The sequence below is a fragment of the Rhizobiales bacterium NRL2 genome (assembly GCA_001664005.1).
GTDB lineage: Bacteria > Pseudomonadota > Alphaproteobacteria > Minwuiales > Minwuiaceae > Minwuia.
This window is the reverse complement of record CP016093.1, coordinates 111,548-132,140: the sequence shown is the minus strand read 5'-3', so window position 1 is coordinate 132,140 and position 20,593 is coordinate 111,548. Positions and strand designations below refer to the sequence as shown.

The following is a 20,593-nucleotide window of genomic DNA, read 5'->3' as shown; positions in this document are numbered from 1 at the left end:
GGCGGCCCCGTTTTCCGGGACGGTGTCCTCAGACTTCGGTCAGGAACCGGAGCCCACGGCGCCGTCGAGGATCTCGCCGAAGCGGTGCCACTGCTCGCCCTCGAACTTCATCAGCTGCCACTGCTCGATCGGATAGAAATCGTTCGGGCCGGTGTTGATGGTGATGCCCGGAAGCAGCATCGGCGCGCGGTAGTCCTTCAGGTTCGCGGCCTGGGCCATGATGTTCTCGCGGCTCAGGTCGTCGCCGGCCTGCTTCAGCGTCTGCACCATGGTGTTGCAGACCGACCAGCCATAGGACGTGAAGGCGTCGGTCTTGTCGCCGTCAGGGAAGTACTCGTCCATGAAGGCTTCCCAGGTCTGCTTCTCCGGATGGTCGTTCCATTCCGGATCGGTCGGGTCCATCAGATAGGCGGCCGAGATCATGCCCTGGCCCTTCTCGAAGCCGGCCTTGGAAACGACCGAACCGATCGAGTTGGAAACCGAATTGAGCAGCTGCAGCGGGTTCCAGTCCAGCTCGGCGACCTTGGTGATCGCCTGCGCGGCGAACTTCGGCGTCGTCACGTTGTAGAACACGTTGGCGCCGGAGTTGGCCAGGTTCACGACCTGGGACTCGATGGTCGGGTCGGTGACCTCATAGGACTCGCGGGCGACGATGATCTCGTCCGCCTTGTCGCCCAGACCGATCTCCATGCCGTGGACGTAGTCCTTACCATAGTCGTCGTTCTGGTAGAGGATCGCGACCTTCGGGTCGTCGAGGGTCTGCATGATGTAGCGCGCGTAGACCACGCCTTCGGACTGGTAGTTCGGCTGCCAGCCCATGGTCCACGGGAACTCCTTCGGCTGGCCCCACTTGGTGGCGCCGGTGGCGACGAAGAGCTGCGGCACCTTCTTCTTGTTCAGGTAGGTGTGCACCGCCGAGTTGGTCGGCGTGCCGAGGCCCTGGTACATCACGGCCACGTTCTCGCGCTCGACCAGCTTGCGGGTCTGTTCCACGGTGCGCGGCGGGCTGTAGCCGTCGTCGACCGAGATGAAGTTGATCTTGCGGCCGTTGATGCCGCCCTCGGCGTTCACCTTGTCGAAGCAGGCGCCGATGGTCTTGCCGATGGAGCCGTAGGCGGCCGCGGGGCCGGAATACGGGTTGGTGTTGCCGATCTTGATTTCGCTGTCGGTCACGCCCGGGGCGTTGCGCGCCTCGGCCGCACCGACCGCCACGACGGCGAGAGCCGCCGCAGCAATCAGGCTCTGGGTAGAGAGTTTCATGAGCTTCTCCTCTGCATCACTCGGGCGTTGACCTTGCGGCCCCGGCTCGGCGCGCCCGCCGCCGGCCGGGTTGTGGCTCGAACGCGGGAAGTCTAACGCCGGACGCCGATCTTGCGCACCAGAATCTGAATGAGACCTGTCATGCCCATCGGCATGACGTAGACCGCGAAGATCAGGAACAGGCCGTAGACCGTCCATGAAAGGCCCTGCGGATTGGCGATCCAGTTCTCCAGCAGCCGCGCGATGGTGTCGGAGAAGTTCGGCACGTAGAGCACGAACGCCCCGCCGAACACGGCCCCGAACAGGCTGGCGATGCCGCCGACCACGCCGCCGACCAGGAATTTGATGGCCTCCGCGAAGGTGAAGCTCTCCGGCGCCAGGTACTCGTCCATGATCGCGAACAGCGAGCCGGCGACGCCGGTGTACATGGCGCTGACGCCGAAACACGCCGATTTGAAGATGGCGTTGTTGATGCCCATGGTCTTCGCCGACAGCGGGTTGTCGCGGATGGCGATGAACGCGCGGCCGGTGCGGGAGCGGATCAGGTTCTGCGCCAGCACGAACATGATCACGACGACGATGGCGGTGAAGATGTACTTCCACCGGTCGACCGATAACGCCTCGCCGCTGACAGCGACGGCGATGGAATCCACCCAGGCGGGCGGGTAGGGCGTATTGAGGACGATGCCCTGCACGCCGCCGGTCAGGTGGCTGATGCCGTCGTATTTCAGGATCTGCGGCGTCGCGATGGCCAGCGCGAAGGTCGCCAGCGCCAGGAACAGCCCCTCCAGGCGCAGCGCCGGCAGGCCGAAGAGGAACCCGGCGGTGAAGCTGACGGCGGCGGCAAACGGGATCGTCATCCAGTAGGGCATCCCGAGCTGTTCCATCAGGATCGCCGTGGTGTAGGCGCCGACAGCGAAGAAGGCGCTGTGGCCCAGCGAGAACTGCCCGTTGAAACCGGTCAGGATGTTCAGGCCCAGCACCGCGAGCGCGTACATCAGGATCTTGCCGAACTCGTAGATCGTGTAGCCGTCGTAGAAGATCGGCAGCACGACCACCACGGCCAGACCGAACCAGAGCAGCGACCGCTCCACCAGGGGCAGGCGCATGCCGAAGACGGTGATCCGGTCCTTCGGGTTCTCGCGCAGGAAGGCCGGCTGGGTTCCGGCGTATTCGGTTGTGCTCGTCATGGTCTCAGACCCTCTTCACGACGACGCGGCCGAACAGGCCGGCAGGCTTGAACAGAAGCACCACGATGATCAGCACCAGCGCCACGGTCAGCTTGAGCTGGCTGCCCACCACGAAGGTGCCCATCCAGTTCTCCAGCACCCCGACCAGGAAGCCGCCGACGACCGCGCCGAAGGGGCTGGTCAGGCCGCCGACCACCGCGCCGGCGAAGCCGTAGAGCAGCGTGCCCAGCATCATGTCGGGCGTCAGGAATGTGATGGGCGCGATCAGCATGCCGGCCACGGCGCCGATCGCCGCCGCCAGGCCCCAGCCCAGCGAGAGCATGAAGCGCACGTTGATGCCGACCAGCCGGGCCGAGTCCGGAGCTGCCGCCGCCGCCCGCATGGCCAGGCCGACCGGGGTGTAGCGGAAGAAGGCGTAGATCACGCCGAGCATGATCAGCGTCACCCCCACCATGCCGGCGCGGTGTGCGCTGAGCGGCACGCCATCGATCAGTTGCTCGTGGCCGAACGGCGTCGGGAACTTCTTCGGTGTGAAGTCGAACAGGAAGCCCGCCATCGAGTTGAAGATGGAGAACAGGGCGATGAACACGATGATGTGGCTGAGCACCGGCGCATCCGCGATGGGTGCGAAGACGATGCGCTCCACCATGAAGCCGCCGACCAGCGATATGACGATACAGGCGAAGAAGGCCGCCACGAAGGGCAGGCCGGCGACGGCGATCAACCACCATGCGATGTAGGTCGAGAACATCGCCATCTCGCCCTGGGCGAAGTTGAAGTGGTCGATGGCCTGGTAGATCATGACCACGGCCAGCGCCAGACAGGCGTAAATCGCGCCGCTCGCCAGGCCGCTCAGCGTCTGCTCGATGAAGAGGTCCATCTGCCGCCTTCCCTCAGTAACCCAGGTACGACTTGCGTACCTGCTCGTCGTTCATGATTTCGTCCGCCGGGCCCGTCATCGCGATGGTGCCCGTCTCGAGCAGGTAGGCCCGCCGGGAGATGGCGAGCGCCAGATTGGCGTTCTGCTCGACCACCAGCATGCTGACATTCTCTTCCTTGTTGATCTTCTCGAGGATGCCGAACAGCTCCTCGGTGATGATCGGCGCTAGGCCGAAGGAAGGCTCGTCGAGCAGCATGATCTTCGGCCGCAGCATCAGCGCGCGTCCGATGGCCAGCATCTGCTGCTCGCCGCCCGAGAGCGTGCCCGCCTGCTGGTTGCGGCGCTCCTTGAGGCGCGGGAAGTAGTGATAGACGCGCTCGTAATCCTGCTCGATCTCCCTGTCGCGCCGGGTGAAGGCGCCGAGCCGGAGATTCTCCTCGGTCGACACGCGCACGAAGGTGCCGCGTCCTTCCGGGACATGGGCGATCTTGTGTCTGGAGACGATGGACTCGGTGCTCTTGCCGACCACCGACTCGCCCTGGACGACGATCTTGCCCTGGGTCCGCACCATGCCGCAGATCGCGCGCAGACTGGTGGTCTTGCCGGCGCCGTTGGCGCCCAGCATCGCCGTGATCTCGCCTTCTTCCAGATGGAAGTCGAGGCCGTGCAGCGCCTCGATCTGTCCGTAATAGGCCTTCAGGCCCTGTACCTCGAGTATCGCCATCACTCGCCCGTCCCAAGATAGGCGCGGATGACTTCCGGGTCGTTCTGCACCTCTTCAGGCGTGCCCTCGGAAATCTTCCGGCCGAAATCGATTGCCACCACCTTGTCGGAGATGCTCATGACCAGGCCCATGTGATGCTCCACCAGCAGCACGGTGATGCCGCGGTCGTCGCGGATCTGCTGGATGAGGGCCCCGAGCGCGTCGAGCTCGACATGGTTGAGGCCGCCCGCCGGCTCGTCCATCAGCAGCAGCTCGGGGCTGGAAGCCAGGGCGCGGGCCAGCTCGACCCGCTTCTGGGTGCCGAAAGGCAGGCCGGCCACGATGCTGTGGGCGACGTCGCCGAGGCCGAGATACTCGATCAGGGCGCCCGAGCGGTCGCGCAGTTCCTTCTCCTCGCGACCGCGCGCCGGCAGGCGCAGCGCGTTGGAGAAGAAGTCGCTCTTCGTCGTGGAGTGGCCGCCGACCATGACGTTCTCCAGCACCGTCATGGAGGAGAACAGCGCTAGGTTCTGGAAGGTGCGCCCGATGCCGATATCGGCAATGTGGTGCGGCGGGCTGTCCAGGATGGTCTTGCCCTTGAACCGGATGTCGCCCTCGGTGGGGACGTAGAGCCGGCTGAGACAGTTGAACAGCGTCGTCTTGCCGGCCCCGTTCGGGCCGATCAGACCGACGATCTTGCCTTTCGGCATGGTGAACGACACGCCGTCGAGCGCGACGATGCCGCCGAACCGGACGTGGACGTCGTCAACTTCGAGAATGTCCGCGGTCATCGCATCCCTTCGGATGCGCCAACGCGTCGCGGCATGATCTGGCGCACGCGCAGCCCTCCCCCTGATGTCGTCTCCCGGTATCTTTTGATACTTGCGGGAGGAAGCCTTCCTGAACGGACCTTATTAGCAGGGTGCTTGGCGCGGTCAAGCGTTCATGACGCTTCCACGACAATGCATGACGCTGGCGGTTGTGGCCGCCGGACGGGCGACATAAGCTCCAGCCGATTCCGCCGAAGACCGGTCAAGGAGGGGAGGAAGACCCAAATGCGCAGCATGCAGTTCGACGAATACGGCGCGCCGCTGAAGGCGTTCAGCTACGAAGACCCGACGCCGCAGGGCAAGGAGGTCGTCGTCAGGATCGAGGCGTGCGGCGTCTGCCACTCCGACATCCATCTGCACGAGGGCTATTTCGACATGGGCGGCGGCAACAAGGCCGACGTCACCCGCGCCCGGGAACTGCCCTTCACCCTCGGCCACGAGATCGTGGGCGAGGTCGTCGCCACGGGCCCCGGCGTCACCGGCGCGAAGCCCGGCGACAAGCGCATCGTCTATCCCTGGATCGGCTGCGGCGATTGCCCGAAGTGCAATTCGGGCGAGGACCAGAGCTGCGCCCGGCCGCGCAATCTGGGCGTCCACGTGGACGGCGGCTACTCCACCCATGTGAAGATCCCGGACGAGAAGTTCCTGTTCGCCTATGACGGCATTCCGACCGAGCTTGCCGGCACCTACGCCTGCTCCGGCATCACCGCCTACGGCGCGCTGATGAAGGCGAAGGAAGCCGCCGAGCGCAGTGGCTATATCGGCCTGATCGGCGCCGGCGGCGTCGGCATGGCCGGGCTGATGCTGGCCAAGGCGGCGATCGGCGCCAAGACCGTGGTCTTCGACATCGACGACGCCAAGCTGGAGGCGGCGACCCGGGCGGGCGCGGACTACGTCTTCAATTCCGGCGCCAAGGAAACCCGCAAGGAGGTCATGAAGCTGACCAATGGCGGGCTGAGCGGCGCGGTGGACTTCGTCGGCTCGGACAAGTCGGCGCTGTTCGGCATCAACGCGCTCGGCCAGAACGGCGTGCTGGTGATCATCGGCCTGTTCGGCGGCGCCATGACCGTGCCGGTGCCGCTGTTCCCGCTGAAGGGCATCACCGTGCGCGGCTCCTATGTGGGCAGCCTGCAGGAGATGAGCGACATGATGGAACTGGTGCGCGCCGGCAAGGTGCCGCCGATGCCGGTGAAGACCCGCCCGCTCGATGCGGCCTGGGAAACGCTGGAGGATCTGCGCCATGGCAAGATCGTCGGCCGCGTGGTGCTGACGCCCTGACGCGCGGCGCCCGCGAGACATCATTCACGACCAATCCGGGGAGAGAGAAGACAATGAGCGAAGCGAAGATGCTGGACGGCAAGGTCTGCGTCGTCACCGGCGGCGGCGGCGCCATCGGCGGCGAGATCGCCAAACTGATGGCTGCGCACGGCGCCAGGGTGGTGGTCAACGATCTGGGCGGTTCGGTTTCGGGCGACGGCGGCGACGAGAAGCCGGCGCGCGACATCGTGGCCGCGATCGAGGATGCCGGCGGCAAGGCCATCCCGCATTTCGGCTCGGTCGCCGAACGCCGCGACACCGAGGACATGATCAAGACTGCCGTCGACGCCTTCGGCCAGGTGGACTGCATCGTCAACAATGCCGGCATCCTGCGCGACGTCATCTTCCACAAGATGAACGAGCCCGACTGGGACATGGTCATCCAGGTCCATCTGAAGGGCTCCTTCAACGTCGCCCGCTCGGTCGCGCCCTATTTCCGCGAGCAGGGCTCCGGGTCGATGATCCACTTCACCTCGACCTCGGGCCTGATCGGCAATTTCGGCCAGGCCAACTACGCCGCGGCCAAGCTGGGCATCGTCGGCCTGTCGAAGTCGATCGCCCTGGACATGCAGCGCTTCGGCGTGCGCTCCAACTGCATCTCGCCCTTCGCCTGGTCGCGGATGATCGGCACCATCCCTTCGGACACGCCCGAGCAGCAGGCGCGGCTGGAGAAGATCAAGCGCATGACCCCGGCGCAGCAGGCGCCGCTGGCGGTCTATCTCGCCTCCGACGCCGCGGCCCATGTCACGGGCCAGATCTTCGGCGTGCGCGCCAACGAGATCTTCCTGTTCAGCCAGCCGCGGCCGATCCGCTCGGCCCACCGCGCCGAAGGCTGGACGCCGGAGACCATCGCCGAGCACGGCATGCCGGCGCTGGAGAAGTCGTTCTTCGAGCTCGAACGCTCCGCCGACGTGTTCTCCTGGGATCCGGTCTGACGACGGACGCCGCGGGCCGGTCCGCCGGCCCGCGGTGAATTTCCTGCCGGGCCGGACGCTTTTGCCCGGTCCGGCGGCCCGGCGGCGCCTCGCCGGCCTCGCGTTCTGCATGACCGTGCGGTTTCCGGGTCACACAATGGATCGGCAGCGATCCCTTTCCCGTCCCGCCCCGTTGCCCGGAAGCCGCGGCTTCCGGCTGCTTCGACGATGCCCCTCCCGCCACCGCTCCCCCCTCCGATATCGAATGTGACGACCGTCGCGTTTTCTGGAACGGGGATTGCTAGGACCGCCCCAGAGGTAATCCGAAACCATCGGGGTGGGAAGCAAGTGCAACGGATCGAAACGAAATACTCCGACCGTCGCCGGCACAGCCGGATCGAACTCGTACGCTCGATGCTCGCCGCCATCACCGAAGGCGGCGTGTCCGTCACCTGCCGGTTGCGCGACATCAGTCTGTCCGGCGCACGGGTGACGATCGACCATCCCATGGCGCTTTCGGCGGACGTGATCGAGTTCATGGTCGACGGCATCCGCATCACCGCCGAGATCGTCTGGCGTTCCGTCCGGGAGATCGGCCTGCGCTTCGTCGATCCGGCGGGCAACCAGTCGGTGCAGCTCTTCGAGCGCGTCATCACGGGCGCCTTTCTCGGCGAACCGCGCCGTTCCAGCTGCGCCTGAAACTTCCCCTGCCCCCAAATTCTGCCTCGCGGTTAACCGTAACTTAAGCGGCGGGTATCAGCATGTCGTCGGAGATGAGTGAAACCGCCGAGAGAGCCGACATGCAGGCCGCGCCGAAGAAATCGCCGCTCTACCGCTTCATCGATTCCTTCATTCCGGAATCCGTGCTGGCCGACCGGCCCATCGCGCAGCGCATGCGGATGTTCATGATCAGCCACACGCTGGGCCCGCTGCTGGGCCACACCATCACGGCAGTGCTGCTGCTGCTCGACCCCGCGCCGTCGCCGCATGTCTGGATCCTGGCCGCCTCGATCTCGCTGTTCTGGGCCTTTCCCTGGGCGCTGAAGCTGTGCTTCCGCTTCTTCGATCCGCAGAAGGCCTATACGGTCCTGGCGCTGGTTTCGGTTCTGGATCTGGTGTTCGCGATCCTGTGGGGCTCCTACCATTATGGCGGCGTCAGCTCGCCCTTCCTGGTCTGGCTGCTGATCGTACCGCTGCTGGCCTTCTTCTATCTCGGCTCCAGCTACACCACGCGCTATTTCGTCTTCGGCATGACGGGCTCCGGCCTGGCGGCGTTCTACGCCGTCTACCTGTTCGGCGGCGGCTTCCCCGTGCACATGGCGGCGGAGAACCTGGTGCCGGTCGGCATCGTCTCGACCATCTGCGCCATGATCTACGTCTCCATGATGGCGGTCTACTACGCCAATGTGGTCGACTCGCAGTCGGAGCTGCTGGCGGAGATCCAGCGTCACCGCGCGACCATGTCCCAGCTGGTCGAGGCCAAGGACGACGCCGAGCGCGCCAATGGCGCCAAGTCCGAGTTCCTGGCCAAGATGAGCCACGAGCTGCGCACGCCGCTGAACGCCGTCATCGGCTATTCCGAGATGCTGCTGGAAGACGCGGAGATCGATGGCCGCGGCGAGGATTCCGCCGACCTGAAGAAGATCAACGCCGCCGGCAAGCATCTGCTGGCGCTGGTCACCGAGGTGCTCGATCTCTCCAAGATCGAGGCCGGCAAGATGGAGCTCTACACCGAGGAGGTCGAACTCGGCGATTTCATCGACGAAGTCGCCGCTACCTGCCGTCAGCTCGTCGCCAAGAACGCCAACGAACTGGTGGTGGAGCGCGAGCGCGAGCTGGGCACGCTGGAGTGCGATGTCACCAAGCTGCGCCAGGCCCTGCTCAACCTGCTTTCGAACGCGGCCAAGTTCACCCAGAACGGACGCGTGACCCTGACCGCCCGGCGGGAGAATGTGGCCGGCCGCGACTGGTTCCGTATCGCCGTCACCGACACCGGCATCGGCATCGCGCAGGAACAGATCGACCACCTGTTCAAGAATTTCAGCCAGGCCGCGCCTTCGATCTCGTCGCGCTTCGGCGGCACCGGCCTCGGCCTGTCGCTCAGCCAGAAGCTCTGCCGCCTGATGGGCGGCGACATCACCGTCGAAAGCGTGCTGGGCGAGGGCACGGTGTTCACCATCGTCCTGCCCGCCAACCAGCCCGCCGGCCAGTCGGTCGCCAGCGATGCCGATCGCCGCGACATCGCGCTGGAAACCACCAGCATCCGCGCCGTCTCCGAACACCGGGCCATCGCCGACGAAACCGGCGAGACGGGCGACAGTGTCCTGATCATCGACCACGACCCCCCGGCGCTCGAACTGATGGAACGCATCCTGAAGAAGGAGAACTACAGGGTTCTCATCTGCGGCGATGCCCGCGAGGCGCGCCAGCTGGCGGGCGAGGCCCGGCCCGACGTGATCGTGCTCGATGTCGCCGCGCCCGCGACCGACGGCTGGCGGCTGCTGGAACAGCTCGGCACCGACGCTGCCACGCGCGACATCCCGGTCATCGTGCAGACCATCGTCGACGACCGGCGGCAGGGCTTCGAACTGGGGGCCGCCGACTATCTTGTGAAACCGGTCGACCGCGAGGCGCTGCTGGAGGCCGTCGGCCGCGCCAATGACGCGCCGCGCCGCGACTATGTGCTGCTGGTCGACGATGACGGCGACGCCGGCCGCGAGGCCGCAGGGCTGCTGCGCAGCCAGGGCTGGAACGTCGTCGCCGTGCCCGATTTCGGCATCGCGCTGACCCGCGCCCAGCAGGCGCGGCCCGCGCTGGTGATCGTCGACAGCGCGGCCCCGAACCCCGCCTTCGACGCCTTCGCGGCCGCCCTGGCGGACTTCGACGGCCTGTCGCTGCTGGCGCTGCTCGGCGCCGCCTACGACGCCGACGACCGGCTCGCCCTGCCCGATTTCGCCCTCGCCGTCGACGCCGACGAGTCCGGCGAGTACATCTCGAACACCGCGCTGTCCATCCTGGAACCGGACGGCGCACCGCTCAGGGAGGCCGCGAATGGCTGACATCCTGCTGGTCGAAGACAACGAGATGAACCGCGACATGCTGGGCCGGCGGCTGGAACGCCGCGGCTATTCGGTGGTGTTCGCCATCGACGGCCCGAGCGGCGTCGCCGCGGCGGAGCAGGAACTGCCCGACCTGATCCTGATGGATATCGCCCTGGGCGAGATGGACGGCTGGGAGGCGACCCGCCGTATCAAGGCCAACCCGAAGACCGCCGGCATTCCGGTGATCGCGCTGACCGCCCATGCGCTGGCCAGCGACCGGGAGCGCAGCGTGCAGGTCGGCTGCAGCGACTTCGACACCAAGCCCGTCGACATGCCGCGCCTGCTGCGCAAGATCGAGGCCTGTCTGGCCGCGAACCCCGCCGCCGCCTGAGCGACGTCCCGGGGTCGCGATCTGACTGGACGCCGCGCGGCCCGCTGGCCCAAGCTCAGCCCATGGCTGAACTCGACTGGCACCGCGACCGCGCCGTCCATCCCGATCTGAAGCTGCTCGATCTGGCGCCGGAAAGCGCCGGCATCGACCTTGCCGCCGTCCGCCGCTACAGGCTGGGCCGGGTGCGCGCCGAGATGGCGCGGCGGGACATCCAGGCCCTGATCCTCTCCGATTCCGTCAACATCCGCTACGCCACCGGTACGCGGAACATGCAGGTCTTCACCTCCCGCAACGCACCCTCGCGCTATCTGGTGCTCACGGCGGACCGGTCGATCCTGTTCGAGTTCACCGGCGCCGCGCACCTCGCGGAAGGCTACGACACCGTCGACGAGGTGCGCCCGGCGATGACGGCCAGCTATGTCGCCGCGGGCGAGGACATCGCCGCGCGGGAGCGGCGCTGGGCGGCGGAGATGGCGGCCCTGCTGCGCGAGCTCTGCGGCCCGGACCCGGTCGTGGGGCTGGAGCGGCTCAACGCCGGCACGGCCCTGGCGCTGGCGACCGAGGGGCTCCGCCTCGTTGACGCCCAGGCGCCGGTGGAGCGGGCGCGGGCGATCAAGTCGGCCGAGGAGGTCAAATGCGTCGTCGCCTCGCTGCGCGCCACGGAGGCGGCGATGGCGGAGATGCGGGAAGCCATCCGCCCCGGTATCACCGAAAACGAACTCTGGTCTGTGCTGCAGCGCGGTGTGATCGCGCGCAACGCCGACTATTGCGAGACCCGGCTGCTGAACTCCGGCGAGCGGACCAATCCCTGGTTTCAGGAAGCCGGGACCAAGGTCATCGGCGCGAACGAACTGATCGCGCTGGACGCCGACGTGGTCGGCTGCCACGGCTACTATTCGGACTTCTCACGCACCTTCCACGCCGGACCGGACCGGCCGAGCGGGACTCAGCGGACCCTCTACCGCACGGCGCTGGAGCAGGTGCAGCACAACATGTCCATCATCCGCCCCGGAATGAGCTTCCGCGACTACGCCGAGCGGGCCTGGGACATTCCCGAGCGCTATCACGCTCACCGCTATTACCTGTCGGCGCACGGCTGCGGCATGACCGGGGAGTACCCCTATCTCTACCACCGCGCCGATTTCCCCGACGCCGGCTATGACGGCGTGATCGAACCCGGCATGACGCTCTGCGTCGAGAGCTTCATCGGCGAGGCCGCGGGCGGTGAGGGCGTCAAGCTGGAGCAGCAGCTTCTGGTCACCGAAACCGGCACCGAATTGCTCAGCCGCTTCCCCTTCGAGGAGGCGCTGCTCTAGGACGGTCTTCGCTGTTCGATTGAACCGCCAGAAACCATGCACCCGAGGCCCTCCCTAGATCCTGCGCGGCATGCCTTCCCAGTAGGGCTCGCGGAGCTTGCGCTTGAAGATCTTGCCGGAATCCTCGCGCGGCAGGCTGTCGGCGAAGACGATGGTGCGCGGGATCTTGTAGCGGGCGACATGCTGGGCCAGGTAGCGTTTCACCGCGTCCTCGCCGACCGACGGATCGGCCCGCTCCACATGTGCCGCCAGCGCCTCGCCGAACTCGGCGTCGGGAATGCCGAAGACGGCGCAGTCCTTGACGCCCGGCATGCCGACCAGCGCCTTCTCGATCTCCGCCGGATAGATGTTCACGCCGCCAGAAATGACCATGTCGTTCTTGCGGTCGGCCAGGAACAGGCAGCCGTCCTCGTCCAGCCAGCCCATGTCGCCATTGGTCAGGAAGCCCTCGACGTCGATCTCCCGGCGGGCGTCGTCGCGCTTGTTGTAGGTGAAGTCGGTGCGGTTGGGCCGCCAGATGTAGACCTCGCCGATCTCGCCGGGCGGCAGATCGTTGTGATCGTCGTCCAGTATGCGGATGTGGTTGCTGGAGATCGGCTTGCCGACGGTGCCCGGCTTTTCGGTCGCCATCTTCGAGGTCACGACGGTGACGAGGCCGTTCTCGGTCGAGCCGTAATATTCGTAGATCACCGGCCCCCACCACTCGATCATGCGCCGCTTGGCCTCGGGCGGGCAGGGCGCGGCGCCGTGGATGACGTGAACCAGGCTGGAGACGTCGTATTTCGCCCGCACTTCCTCGGGCAGCCTCAGCAACCGCACGAACATGGTCGGCACCACGTGCATGTGGGTGATGCGGTAGTCCTGGACGATCCGCAGCAGATCCTCGGCGTCGAAGCGCGCCTGCAGGTAGATGAAGGCGCCATTGCGCGCGGCGGCGAGACCGTAGGCGTTGGGCGCGGAATGGTACATCGGCCCGGTCATCACCGTGCGGACGGCCGAACAGTCGGCGGGGATGCCGAAGCCCTCGAAGATCTGCTCGGCCTGACGGGCCTGGGCGTCCTCGTCCAGCGGGTCGCGGCGGACACCCTTCGGGTGGCCCGTGGTGCCGGAGGTGTAGATCATCGTGCCCCGGCTGGCCGGCGGCGGATCGGTCCAGGGCTCCAGGCCGGCGATGAAGTCGTCATAGGCGACGACGCCCTGGGGCAGGCTGGCGGGCGGGCTCACGCCATAGGCGGCGGCGATCTCCGGCGGCGTCGGCACGGCGACGACGGTGACGCCCTCGGGGATGGCGGTGCGGATGTTCGCCAGCAGGTCGGAATGGATCACCACCACCTTCGCGTCGCAGTCGCGCAGGATGTAACCGGCTTCTTCGGCGGTGTAGTGCCAGTTGATCGGCGTGGCGTAGGCCCCGATCAGGGTGCAGGCGGCAGAGGTCTCGAAGAAGGGGAAGTCGTTGCGCAGGTAGATCGCCACGCAGTCGTCGGCGCGGACGCCGCTGTCGTGGAGCGCCCTGGCCATGCGGGCCGCGTTGGCCGCCCGGGCCTCCTGCGCCCGTTGCCGGTCGCCGCTGATGATCACGCCCGGTTCTGGGTTCATGCCTTGCTTGTCCTTCTTCGTCATCCCCGCCGCCGCACCGCGGTGCGCGGGGATCGGCTTCCACAGCCGGAGCGCCCGTTTCGAAACGATCCCCGAGTGGCGCGGGCGCCATCGGGGATGACACATGGAAATCCTCTCAGATCTGGCGGCCCGCGTCCTCCCAATAGGGTTCGCGGAGCTTGCGCTTGAAGATCTTGCCCGAGTCCTGCCGCGGCAGCTCGGCCTCGAAGACGATCCGCTTCGGCACCTTGAACTTCGCCAGCCGCGCCGAGAGCCAGCCGCGGATGTCGGCCTCGCTCACCGGGCCGCCGGGTTCGAGCTGGACATGGGCGGCCAGGCTCTCGCCATACTCGTCGTCGGGGATGCCGAAGACGGCGCAGTCCTTGACGCCGGGCATGCCGATCAGGGTGTTCTCGATCTCGGCGGGGTAGATGTTGACGCCGCCGGAGATGACCATGTCGCGCTTGCGATCGCAGAGGAACAGGTAGCCGTCCTCGTCCAGAAAGCCCACGTCGCCGCAGCTCACCAGATGCTCCAGGCCGACCTCGGCGCGCTTGGCGTCGTTCTTGTTGTAGGTGAAGTCGGGCCAGCCCATCAGCCGCATGTAGACCTCGCCGATCTCGCCCGGCGGCAGCTCCTTCAGGCCGTCGTCGACGATGCGGACATCCGCCCAGGGCAGGGCGCGGCCGACGGTGCCGGGCTTCTTCAGCGCCTCCTCGGCGGTGTGGAAGAACACCGCGCCCGTCTCCGTGCCGCCGTAGTATTCATTGATCACCGGCCCCCACCACTCGATCATCCGGCGCTTCACGTCCGGCGGACAGGGGGCGGCGGCGTGAACCACGAACTCCAGCGAGGACAGGTCGTATTTCGAGCGGACCGTCTCGGGCAGTTTCAGCAGGCGCACGAACATGGTCGGCACCATGTGGACGTGGGTAATCCGGTGTTCCTCGATCAGTGCCAGCAGCTCCTCGGCGTCGAAACGGGGCTGCAGGATCACGAGCCCCGCCAGCTTCGCCGACCAGAGGCCGTAGGCGTTGGGCGCGGAATGATACATCGGCCCGGTGATCACGGTGCGGATCGAGGGGTCGTTCCTGAGACCGAAGACGATCTCGAACAGCTGGTTCATCCGCGCCTGGGTTTCCAGATCGGCCGGATCGCGGCGGACGCCCTTCGGGTTTCCGGTGGTGCCGGAGGTGTAGATCATGTTGGTGCGCTGGGTCGCCGGTTCCCGGGTGAAGGGCGGCTGTCCGGCCAGCCACGCGGCCCAGTCGGTGCGGTCCGCCGGCACGGCGAGGCTGTCGGGCGCCAGGCCGTAGGCGGCGGCGATCTCCGGCGGCGTCGCCACGACGAAGACGCGGCAGGTTTCCGGCACGGCGTGCGCAACCCGGGGCAGGAGGTCGGCGTGGATCACCAGGGCGCGGGCGTCGCAGTCCTCCAGAATATAGCGTGTCTCGTCGGCGGTGTTGTGCCAGTTGATGGGCACGGCATAGGCCCCGGCCAGGGTCGCGCCCATGGACGCCTCGAAGAAGGGAAAGTCGTTGCGCAGCATCAGACAGACGGAATCGTCCTCGCCGACCCCCAGGCTCTCGAAACCGCCGGCCGCGCGCGCCACATTGGCGTTGAGTTCCTCGCGCGTCATGCGCCGTTCGCCCGACAGTAAGAGAGCTTCTTCCATGCCGCCCCTCCCCAGAAACCGCTTCCTGCCGTTCATCTTTACTGGCCGGTCCCGATGCTGTGAAGTGGGCGCGGACGAATCGCCGGCGGGGCATGTGCGAAACGGGACGGTTCCGGTCGGATGATGGACTGGCGGCGACTGCTATCGGCCAACCGCATGGCGGGCGACGCGCCGGACCCGGTGGACCCGGCGCGCAGTCCGTTCCAGAAGGATTTCGACCGCATCGTCTTCTGCTCGGCGTTCCGGCGGCTGCAGGACAAGACCCAGGCCCATCCGAAGCCGGGCAACGACTATGTCCGCACGCGCCTGACCCACAGTCTCGAGGTCGCCTCCGTCGGCCGCTCGCTGGGGGCCGGCGTGGGCCAGGTCATCGCCGGCCGCCGCCGCCTGCCGGAGGGGCTGGGCGCGGCCGAGTTCGGCCACATCGTCTCCGCCGCCTGCCTCGCCCACGACATCGGCAACCCGCCCTTCGGCCATCGCGGCGAGGATCTCATCCGCGGCTGGTTCGCCGGCTCGCGGCGCGGTCAGGCCATCATCGCCCTGCTCACGGGCGGCCAGCGCGAGGACCTGCTGCGCTTCGAAGGCAACGCCCAGGGCTTCCGTATTCTCACCCGTCTGCAGAACTGGCGCGACAATGGCGGGCTCAGGCTGACGGCGGCGACGCTGGGCGCGTTCGGCAAGTATCCGCGCCTCTCCGACAGCGCGGGCGACGCGACCGGCCTCGACGCCGGTGCGAAGAAGTTCGGCGTCATGCAGGCGGAGGCTTCAATCTTCCGCCGTCTGGCGGACGAGCTTGGTCTGGAGCAGGTTGCGGAGGGGCGCTGGCTGCGCCATCCGCTGGCCTATCTGGTCGAGGCCGCCGACGACATCTGTTACTCGATCGTCGACCTGGAGGACGGCTTCAAGCTGGGCAAGCTCGGCTTCGCCGACACAGAGGCGCTGCTGGCGGCCGTGGCCGGCCCGACGCGGCGCTATGGCGAGATCGACGAGGAGCCGCGGCGCATCGCCTATCTGAGGGCGAAGGCGATCGGACGGCTGATCGAGCAGGTGATCGAGGTGTTCCTCGCGGACGAGCCCGGGCTGCTGGACGGCCGCCGCCGCGCCGCCATGCTGGAGCGGGTGCCGGCCCGGGGCGTCCTGCGCGACATCGCCGAGGTGACCGCGCGCGAAGTCTTCGTGCCCGACATCGATTACGATCGCCGCTTCGGCGCCGACCGGGCCATCGCCTGGCTGATGGACTGCGCCATCCAGGCGGCCGATCCGGGCCTTTCGGCCTATGACCGCGCTCTGGCGGCGACCGATCACGTCTCCGGCATGACGGACGGTTATGCGTTGCAGCAATTTCGCGAGAATGCCGGTATGGTTAACGGCGCAGTGGCCTGGCAGGAGTGAATCGGGGAGGAAAGCGATTGCGTGTAGACTATTACTGCGCGCTCACCTCGCCCTGGACCTATCTGGGCCATGGGCGTCTGCGGGACATCGCCGCCCGCCACGGCGCCGAGGTGACGATCCATCCGGTCAACGTGCTGGCCATCTTCGAACGCACCGGCGGGCTGCCGTTGCCGAAGCGCGCGCTGGAGCGCCAGGCCTATCGCCTGCAGGAACTGCGGCGCTGGCGTGAACGGCTCGGCGTCGAACTCAACCTGAAGCCGGCGTATTTCCCTGCCGACGAGACGCGCGCCGCCGAAACCGTGATCGCCGCGCGGGCCGAGGGCCTGGATGCGATGGACCTGGCCGGCCGCTTCATGCGCGCGGTCTGGGCCGAGGAGCGCGATATCGGCCTCGCCCGCACGATCCGGGAAGTGGTCACGGAGGCCGGTATGGACCCGGGGGCGCTGGAACGGGCCGCCGGGCGCTACGACGCCAACGCCATACGCGCCGCCGAGACCGACCAGGCCGTCGCCCGCGGTGTCTTCGGCGCGCCGACCTATGTCGTCGGCGACGAGATATTCTGGGGGCAGGACCGGCTCGATTTCGTCGACGCCGCGCTGGAGGCGGGATGAACGCCGCCGATACCCTCGACGTGCTGGACGAATCCACCCTGGCCGAGCTGGCCGGCGATGACACCGGCGATATCGTGGGCGTTCTGGTCGCCGGGTTCCTTGACGAGGCGCGGGAACGGGTGGCGGCCATCGAGACGGCCATGGACGGGCGCGACATCGGGGCGGTCGGCTTTCAGGCGCACGCCCTCAAGAGCACCGCGGCGACCTATGGCGCGCCGCGGCTGAGCCGCCATGCCGCGGCGATCGAGCGGGACGCGCGCGATGGCCGGGTCGATGCCGTGGGGACGGCGGTCAGGAACCTGCCGGAACTGTGGCGGGAAACGGACCGGGCCTTCCGCGCCCGCTACCTTTCGGGCTAAACCGCCGCGTCAGGCGGACATGCGGGCGCTGCCGCCGGTCAGCGCGGCGTCGGCCTCCGCCCGGGGCAGCATCAGCATCACCGAGGTGCCCTTGCGCGGCGTCGACTTGATCGACAGGGAGCCGCCATGCAGCTCCGCCAGCTTGCGCGTCAGGGGCAGGCCGAGCCCCGTGCCGCCGGCGATGTCCGCCCCGGCGGCGCGGCCGAAAGGCTCCAGCGCCGTGCGGATATCGTCGGCGTTCATGCCGATGCCGTCATCGGTGACGGTGAGACGCAGTTCGTCCCCTTCCACCGTCACGTCCACGCGGATTTCCCCGTCCTCGCCGGTGAACTTCACCGCGTTGCCCACCAGATTGATCAGCATCTGCCGCAGCAGCCGCCGGTCGGCCTGGACGGTGCAGGCGCTGCAGCCATTGCTGTACAGCCGCCGCCGGCCGGCGCTCTCCCGGAACAGCGACAGCACGCGGTCGACCTCCGGGCAAACGGCCACGGTCTCACGGTCGACCTTCACGCGGTCGGCCTCGATCCGGGACAGGTCGAGGACGTCGTTGACCAGGCTGAGCAGGTGCTGGCCGCTGGCGGCGATGTCGGCCGCGTAGCCGTGATAGCGCGCGTTCGTCATCGGCCCGAACATCTCCTGCTCCATGACATGGGCGAAGCCGATGATGGCGTTCAGCGGCGTCCTGAGCTCGTGGCTCATGTTGGCGATGAACTCGGACTTGGCGCGGTTCGCAGCCTCGGCGGCCCGCATCGCCGCACGGGCGTCCTCGCGCGCCCTGACGAACGGCGTGACGTCGCGGGCGATGCCGCGATGGCCGACGAAGCGGCCGCGATGGTCGAACACCGGCGTGCCGCCCACTTCCACCATGCGGTCATTGCCGCCCGGAAAACGGAACAGCAGCGGCGAGATGCGGAACGGCTGCCGCTCGCTCCACGTCTTCAGCAGGGTACGCCACATGCGAACCTGGTCGCGCGGCAGGTCCGGCAGCACCGCCTCGGTGATCTCGGCCCATGAGCGGCCGACATAACGGGCGGTCGACATGCCGCTGATCTCGCTGAAGTTCTGCGAGATCCAGGTCAGATTCATGTCGGCATCGGCCTCGAAGGCCCAGTCCGCGGCCATCTCCGCGAACTCCTGGAAGCGCACTTCGTTGTGGCGCAGCTCCGCGTCGGCCTCCTTGCGCTCGGTGATGTCGAGCAGATAGTTGTCCAGATAGATCTGGCCGGTCACGCTGTCGATCGAGCGCCAGCCGTTCTCCAGCAGCCACACGATGCGGCCGTCCTCCGGATGGACGAAGCGGAACTCCATTTCGTAGGCCTCGCCGGTCTTCTGACGTTGCGCCAGCGCGGCCTCGTAGCGTTCGCGGTCTTCCGGGTGGATGCACGCGCGCCAGCCCGACAGCTCCACGCGGCTGCGTCCCATGCGCTCGCCCAGGATGCGTTTGGCGTCCTGTCCCCAGACGCGCGCGGTCGAGCTGCCATCCGCGACGCGCACGAAGACCATGTTGCGGGTGTTCTGCGCGAAGGACGTAAGCTGCTCGAGCTCCTGGCGCATCTCGGTCATGTCGATCAGCAGGATGGCGACGGCGCCGTTGCGGAACCGCATCCGGCTGGTGTTGATCCAGCGTCCCGCGCCCGACAGCACGCTGATCGGCTCCGCGCTCTCGCCCATGAAGTGATCGACCGTCCACCGCACGAAGCGTTCCTCGCGGCCGGCGGCCTGGGGGAGGTAGCCATGGGCGATGGCGCCACGCACCAGTTCGGCGAAGGGCTCGCCCAGGCGCGGAAAGCCGGGGACTGCCGGGAAATAGCGATAGAAGGCGTAGTTGACCGCCAGCACCCGGCCGGCCGGATCGAGGAAGACGACGCCGGTCTCGTCGTTGGAGAGCCCGCCGATGATGTCCGCGGTCAGGGTGTTGGAGACCTCCGCCTGCTCGGCGTCGACGCCGCGGACCTGCAGGCCGTCGTCACCGATACTGCGCGCCGACATGACCAGCCGGTGCTTGCCTGCGGCCAGCTCCAGCGGACGGCGGGAGCGGGCGTGAGACTGCAGCCAGGGCACGCCGCCGGCATCCTCGAACGCCTGCGCCACGGCGTCATCGTCGGCAACGTCGAGTGCGGCCTTGAGGGAGTCGCTGACGACGACCGGACGCAGCGTCGCGCCGGCGACGCGGAACACGCCCGTCGGGCGCGCGTCGCCGCGGATCGCCGAATGCAACAGGTCGTGGTCCGCCGGCAGGCTCAACGTCTCCTCCGCACCCCTGGATGCTCAAGATAGCCGATCCTGCCCGGTATTCGTTCACAAAACGGTAAGACCGGCGGCATTGCGGGCGCTCCGGCCGGGACTCAGGCCACGGCTGCCGGGGCCTGGGGCACGGTCGCCCAGAATTCGGGATCATGGCCGTAGAAGATGCGTGCGCCGCGGTCCTGCAGTTCCTTCAGCTTGCGCAGGCTGGTCCGCATCTCGTCCGCATCGTGCAGGATCAGCGGCAGGCGCATTTCCTCCAGCGTGCGGCGCAGATAGCAGGCGTCGCCGGTCAGCACCACGTCGCCGCCGGCCGTCCGCACCTTCAGCGACTGGTGGCCGGGCGTATGGCCGTAGGTGGGCAGACAGACCACCGCGCCATCGCCGAAGATGTCATGCTCGCCGTCGGCCAGGATACGGTCGTGGCCGTGGTCGAAGTCCTGCTTCATGAAGCCGATCTTCGCCGCCATGTCGGGATCGTTGGCCGCCTCCCACTCGCGGCGCTGCACGACGACGGGGCAGTCGGGCAGGGCGTCGTTGCCGCCGCAATGATCGAAGTGCAGGTGGCTGTTGATCAGGTAGTCGATGTCGCCGGGCCCGACGCCCAGCACCTCCAGCCGAGCCGCGACGTCCTCGCCCGGCTCGAAGTCGATGGCGTAGTACTGCGCGATCTTGCCCAGCCGGCCTTCCGGGTCCGTCTGGACCTGCTTGTTGAGGCCGCTGTCGAACAGCACATTGCCCTTCGGGTGCTTCACCAGATAGGTCGGCACCGGCACCTTGATCTTGCCCTCGGCGCCTTCGAGCATGGCCTTCAGGCTCATGGTCAGCCAGCCGCAGGTCATGGCGTAGAGTTCGACCGCCATCGCTATCTCCT

General features: G+C 67.4%; 18 protein-coding genes. 9 read left to right on the top strand and 9 right to left on the bottom strand.

Features of this window, described 5'->3' with window-relative positions:
• Positions 1-39: 39 nt before the first annotated feature.
• The 5 genes from TEF_00565 to livG all read right to left on the bottom strand — a co-directional run bounded on the left by TEF_00565 (position 40) and on the right by livG (position 4,824).
• A complete protein-coding gene (locus TEF_00565) occupies positions 40-1,260 on the bottom strand; it encodes a branched-chain amino acid ABC transporter substrate-binding protein (protein ID ANK79444.1) in 1,221 nt (406 codons plus the stop codon).
• A gap of 92 nt (positions 1,261-1,352) precedes the next feature.
• Positions 1,353-2,369 carry a hypothetical protein gene (locus TEF_00560; GenBank protein ANK83192.1) on the bottom strand — a complete coding sequence of 339 codons (1,017 nt, stop codon included), beginning with the start codon at positions 2,367-2,369 and terminating at the stop codon, positions 1,353-1,355.
• 85 nt (positions 2,370-2,454) lie between these two features.
• Positions 2,455-3,330 (bottom strand): ABC transporter permease, encoded by an 876-nt coding sequence (locus TEF_00555; protein ID ANK79443.1) that lies wholly within the window; start codon positions 3,328-3,330, stop codon positions 2,455-2,457.
• Positions 3,331-3,343: 13 nt separating this feature from the next.
• The gene (locus TEF_00550) at positions 3,344-4,057 is read right to left on the bottom strand and encodes an ABC transporter ATP-binding protein (GenBank protein ID ANK79442.1); all 714 of its coding nucleotides are present in this window, start codon (positions 4,055-4,057) and stop codon (positions 3,344-3,346) included.
• Positions 4,054-4,824, bottom strand: a complete 771-nt coding sequence (gene livG / locus TEF_00545; protein ANK79441.1) for a high-affinity branched-chain amino acid ABC transporter ATP-binding protein LivG — start codon at positions 4,822-4,824, stop codon at positions 4,054-4,056. Before livG ends, TEF_00550 begins: the two co-directional genes overlap by 4 nt.
• A 264-nt stretch (positions 4,825-5,088) precedes the next feature.
• On the opposite strand from livG, the gene TEF_00540 reads away from it, so the two are divergent.
• From TEF_00540 to TEF_00515, 6 genes are all read left to right on the top strand, one after another.
• Positions 5,089-6,141, top strand: coding sequence for a hypothetical protein (locus tag TEF_00540; GenBank protein ID ANK79440.1), 1,053 nt, complete (start codon positions 5,089-5,091; stop codon positions 6,139-6,141).
• Between the two features lie 68 nt (positions 6,142-6,209).
• Positions 6,210-7,115: a 3-hydroxyacyl-CoA dehydrogenase gene (locus TEF_00535; protein ANK83191.1), complete on the top strand. Its 906-nt coding sequence runs from the start codon at positions 6,210-6,212 to the stop codon at positions 7,113-7,115.
• 393 nt (positions 7,116-7,508) lie between these two features.
• A complete protein-coding gene (locus TEF_00530) occupies positions 7,509-7,793 on the top strand; it encodes a hypothetical protein (GenBank protein ANK79439.1) in 285 nt (94 codons plus the stop codon).
• Between the two features lie 62 nt (positions 7,794-7,855).
• Positions 7,856-10,153 carry a hypothetical protein gene (locus tag TEF_00525; protein ID ANK79438.1) on the top strand — a complete coding sequence of 766 codons (2,298 nt, stop codon included), beginning with the start codon at positions 7,856-7,858 and terminating at the stop codon, positions 10,151-10,153.
• Positions 10,146-10,526, top strand: a complete 381-nt coding sequence (locus TEF_00520; protein ANK79437.1) for a two-component system response regulator — start codon at positions 10,146-10,148, stop codon at positions 10,524-10,526. The genes TEF_00525 and TEF_00520 overlap by 8 nt, the downstream gene beginning before the upstream one ends.
• A gap of 62 nt (positions 10,527-10,588) precedes the next feature.
• Positions 10,589-11,842: a peptidase M24 gene (locus TEF_00515; protein ANK79436.1), complete on the top strand. Its 1,254-nt coding sequence runs from the start codon at positions 10,589-10,591 to the stop codon at positions 11,840-11,842.
• Positions 11,843-11,896: 54 nt separating this feature from the next.
• On the opposite strand, the gene TEF_00510 is transcribed toward TEF_00515, so the two are convergent.
• Entirely contained in the window at positions 11,897-13,438 is a 1,542-nt protein-coding gene (locus TEF_00510; GenBank protein ID ANK83190.1) for a long-chain fatty acid--CoA ligase, read from the bottom strand.
• A 136-nt stretch (positions 13,439-13,574) separates the two neighbouring features.
• Positions 13,575-15,113, bottom strand: a complete 1,539-nt coding sequence (locus TEF_00505) for a long-chain fatty acid--CoA ligase (protein ANK79435.1) — start codon at positions 15,111-15,113, stop codon at positions 13,575-13,577.
• A 123-nt stretch (positions 15,114-15,236) separates the two neighbouring features.
• Between TEF_00505 and TEF_00500 the strand changes: the two genes are divergently transcribed.
• From TEF_00500 to TEF_00490, 3 genes are read left to right on the top strand one after another with little or no spacing between them, the layout of a single operon-like run.
• Entirely contained in the window at positions 15,237-16,505 is a 1,269-nt protein-coding gene (locus TEF_00500) for a hypothetical protein (GenBank protein ID ANK83189.1), read from the top strand.
• Between the two features lie 17 nt (positions 16,506-16,522).
• Positions 16,523-17,116, top strand: a complete 594-nt coding sequence (locus TEF_00495) for a hypothetical protein (protein ANK79434.1) — start codon at positions 16,523-16,525, stop codon at positions 17,114-17,116.
• Positions 17,113-17,475, top strand: a complete 363-nt coding sequence (locus tag TEF_00490) for a hypothetical protein (protein ANK79433.1) — start codon at positions 17,113-17,115, stop codon at positions 17,473-17,475. The genes TEF_00495 and TEF_00490 overlap by 4 nt, the downstream gene beginning before the upstream one ends.
• 9 nt (positions 17,476-17,484) lie before the next feature.
• Here TEF_00490 and TEF_00485 read toward each other — a convergent pair whose 3' ends face one another.
• Both TEF_00485 and TEF_00480 read right to left on the bottom strand, forming a co-directional pair.
• Positions 17,485-19,719 (bottom strand): hypothetical protein, encoded by a 2,235-nt coding sequence (locus TEF_00485; GenBank protein ANK79432.1) that lies wholly within the window; start codon positions 19,717-19,719, stop codon positions 17,485-17,487.
• Between the two features lie 101 nt (positions 19,720-19,820).
• Positions 19,821-20,582 carry a hypothetical protein gene (locus TEF_00480; GenBank protein ID ANK79431.1) on the bottom strand — a complete coding sequence of 254 codons (762 nt, stop codon included), beginning with the start codon at positions 20,580-20,582 and terminating at the stop codon, positions 19,821-19,823.
• Positions 20,583-20,593 lie beyond the last annotated feature (11 nt).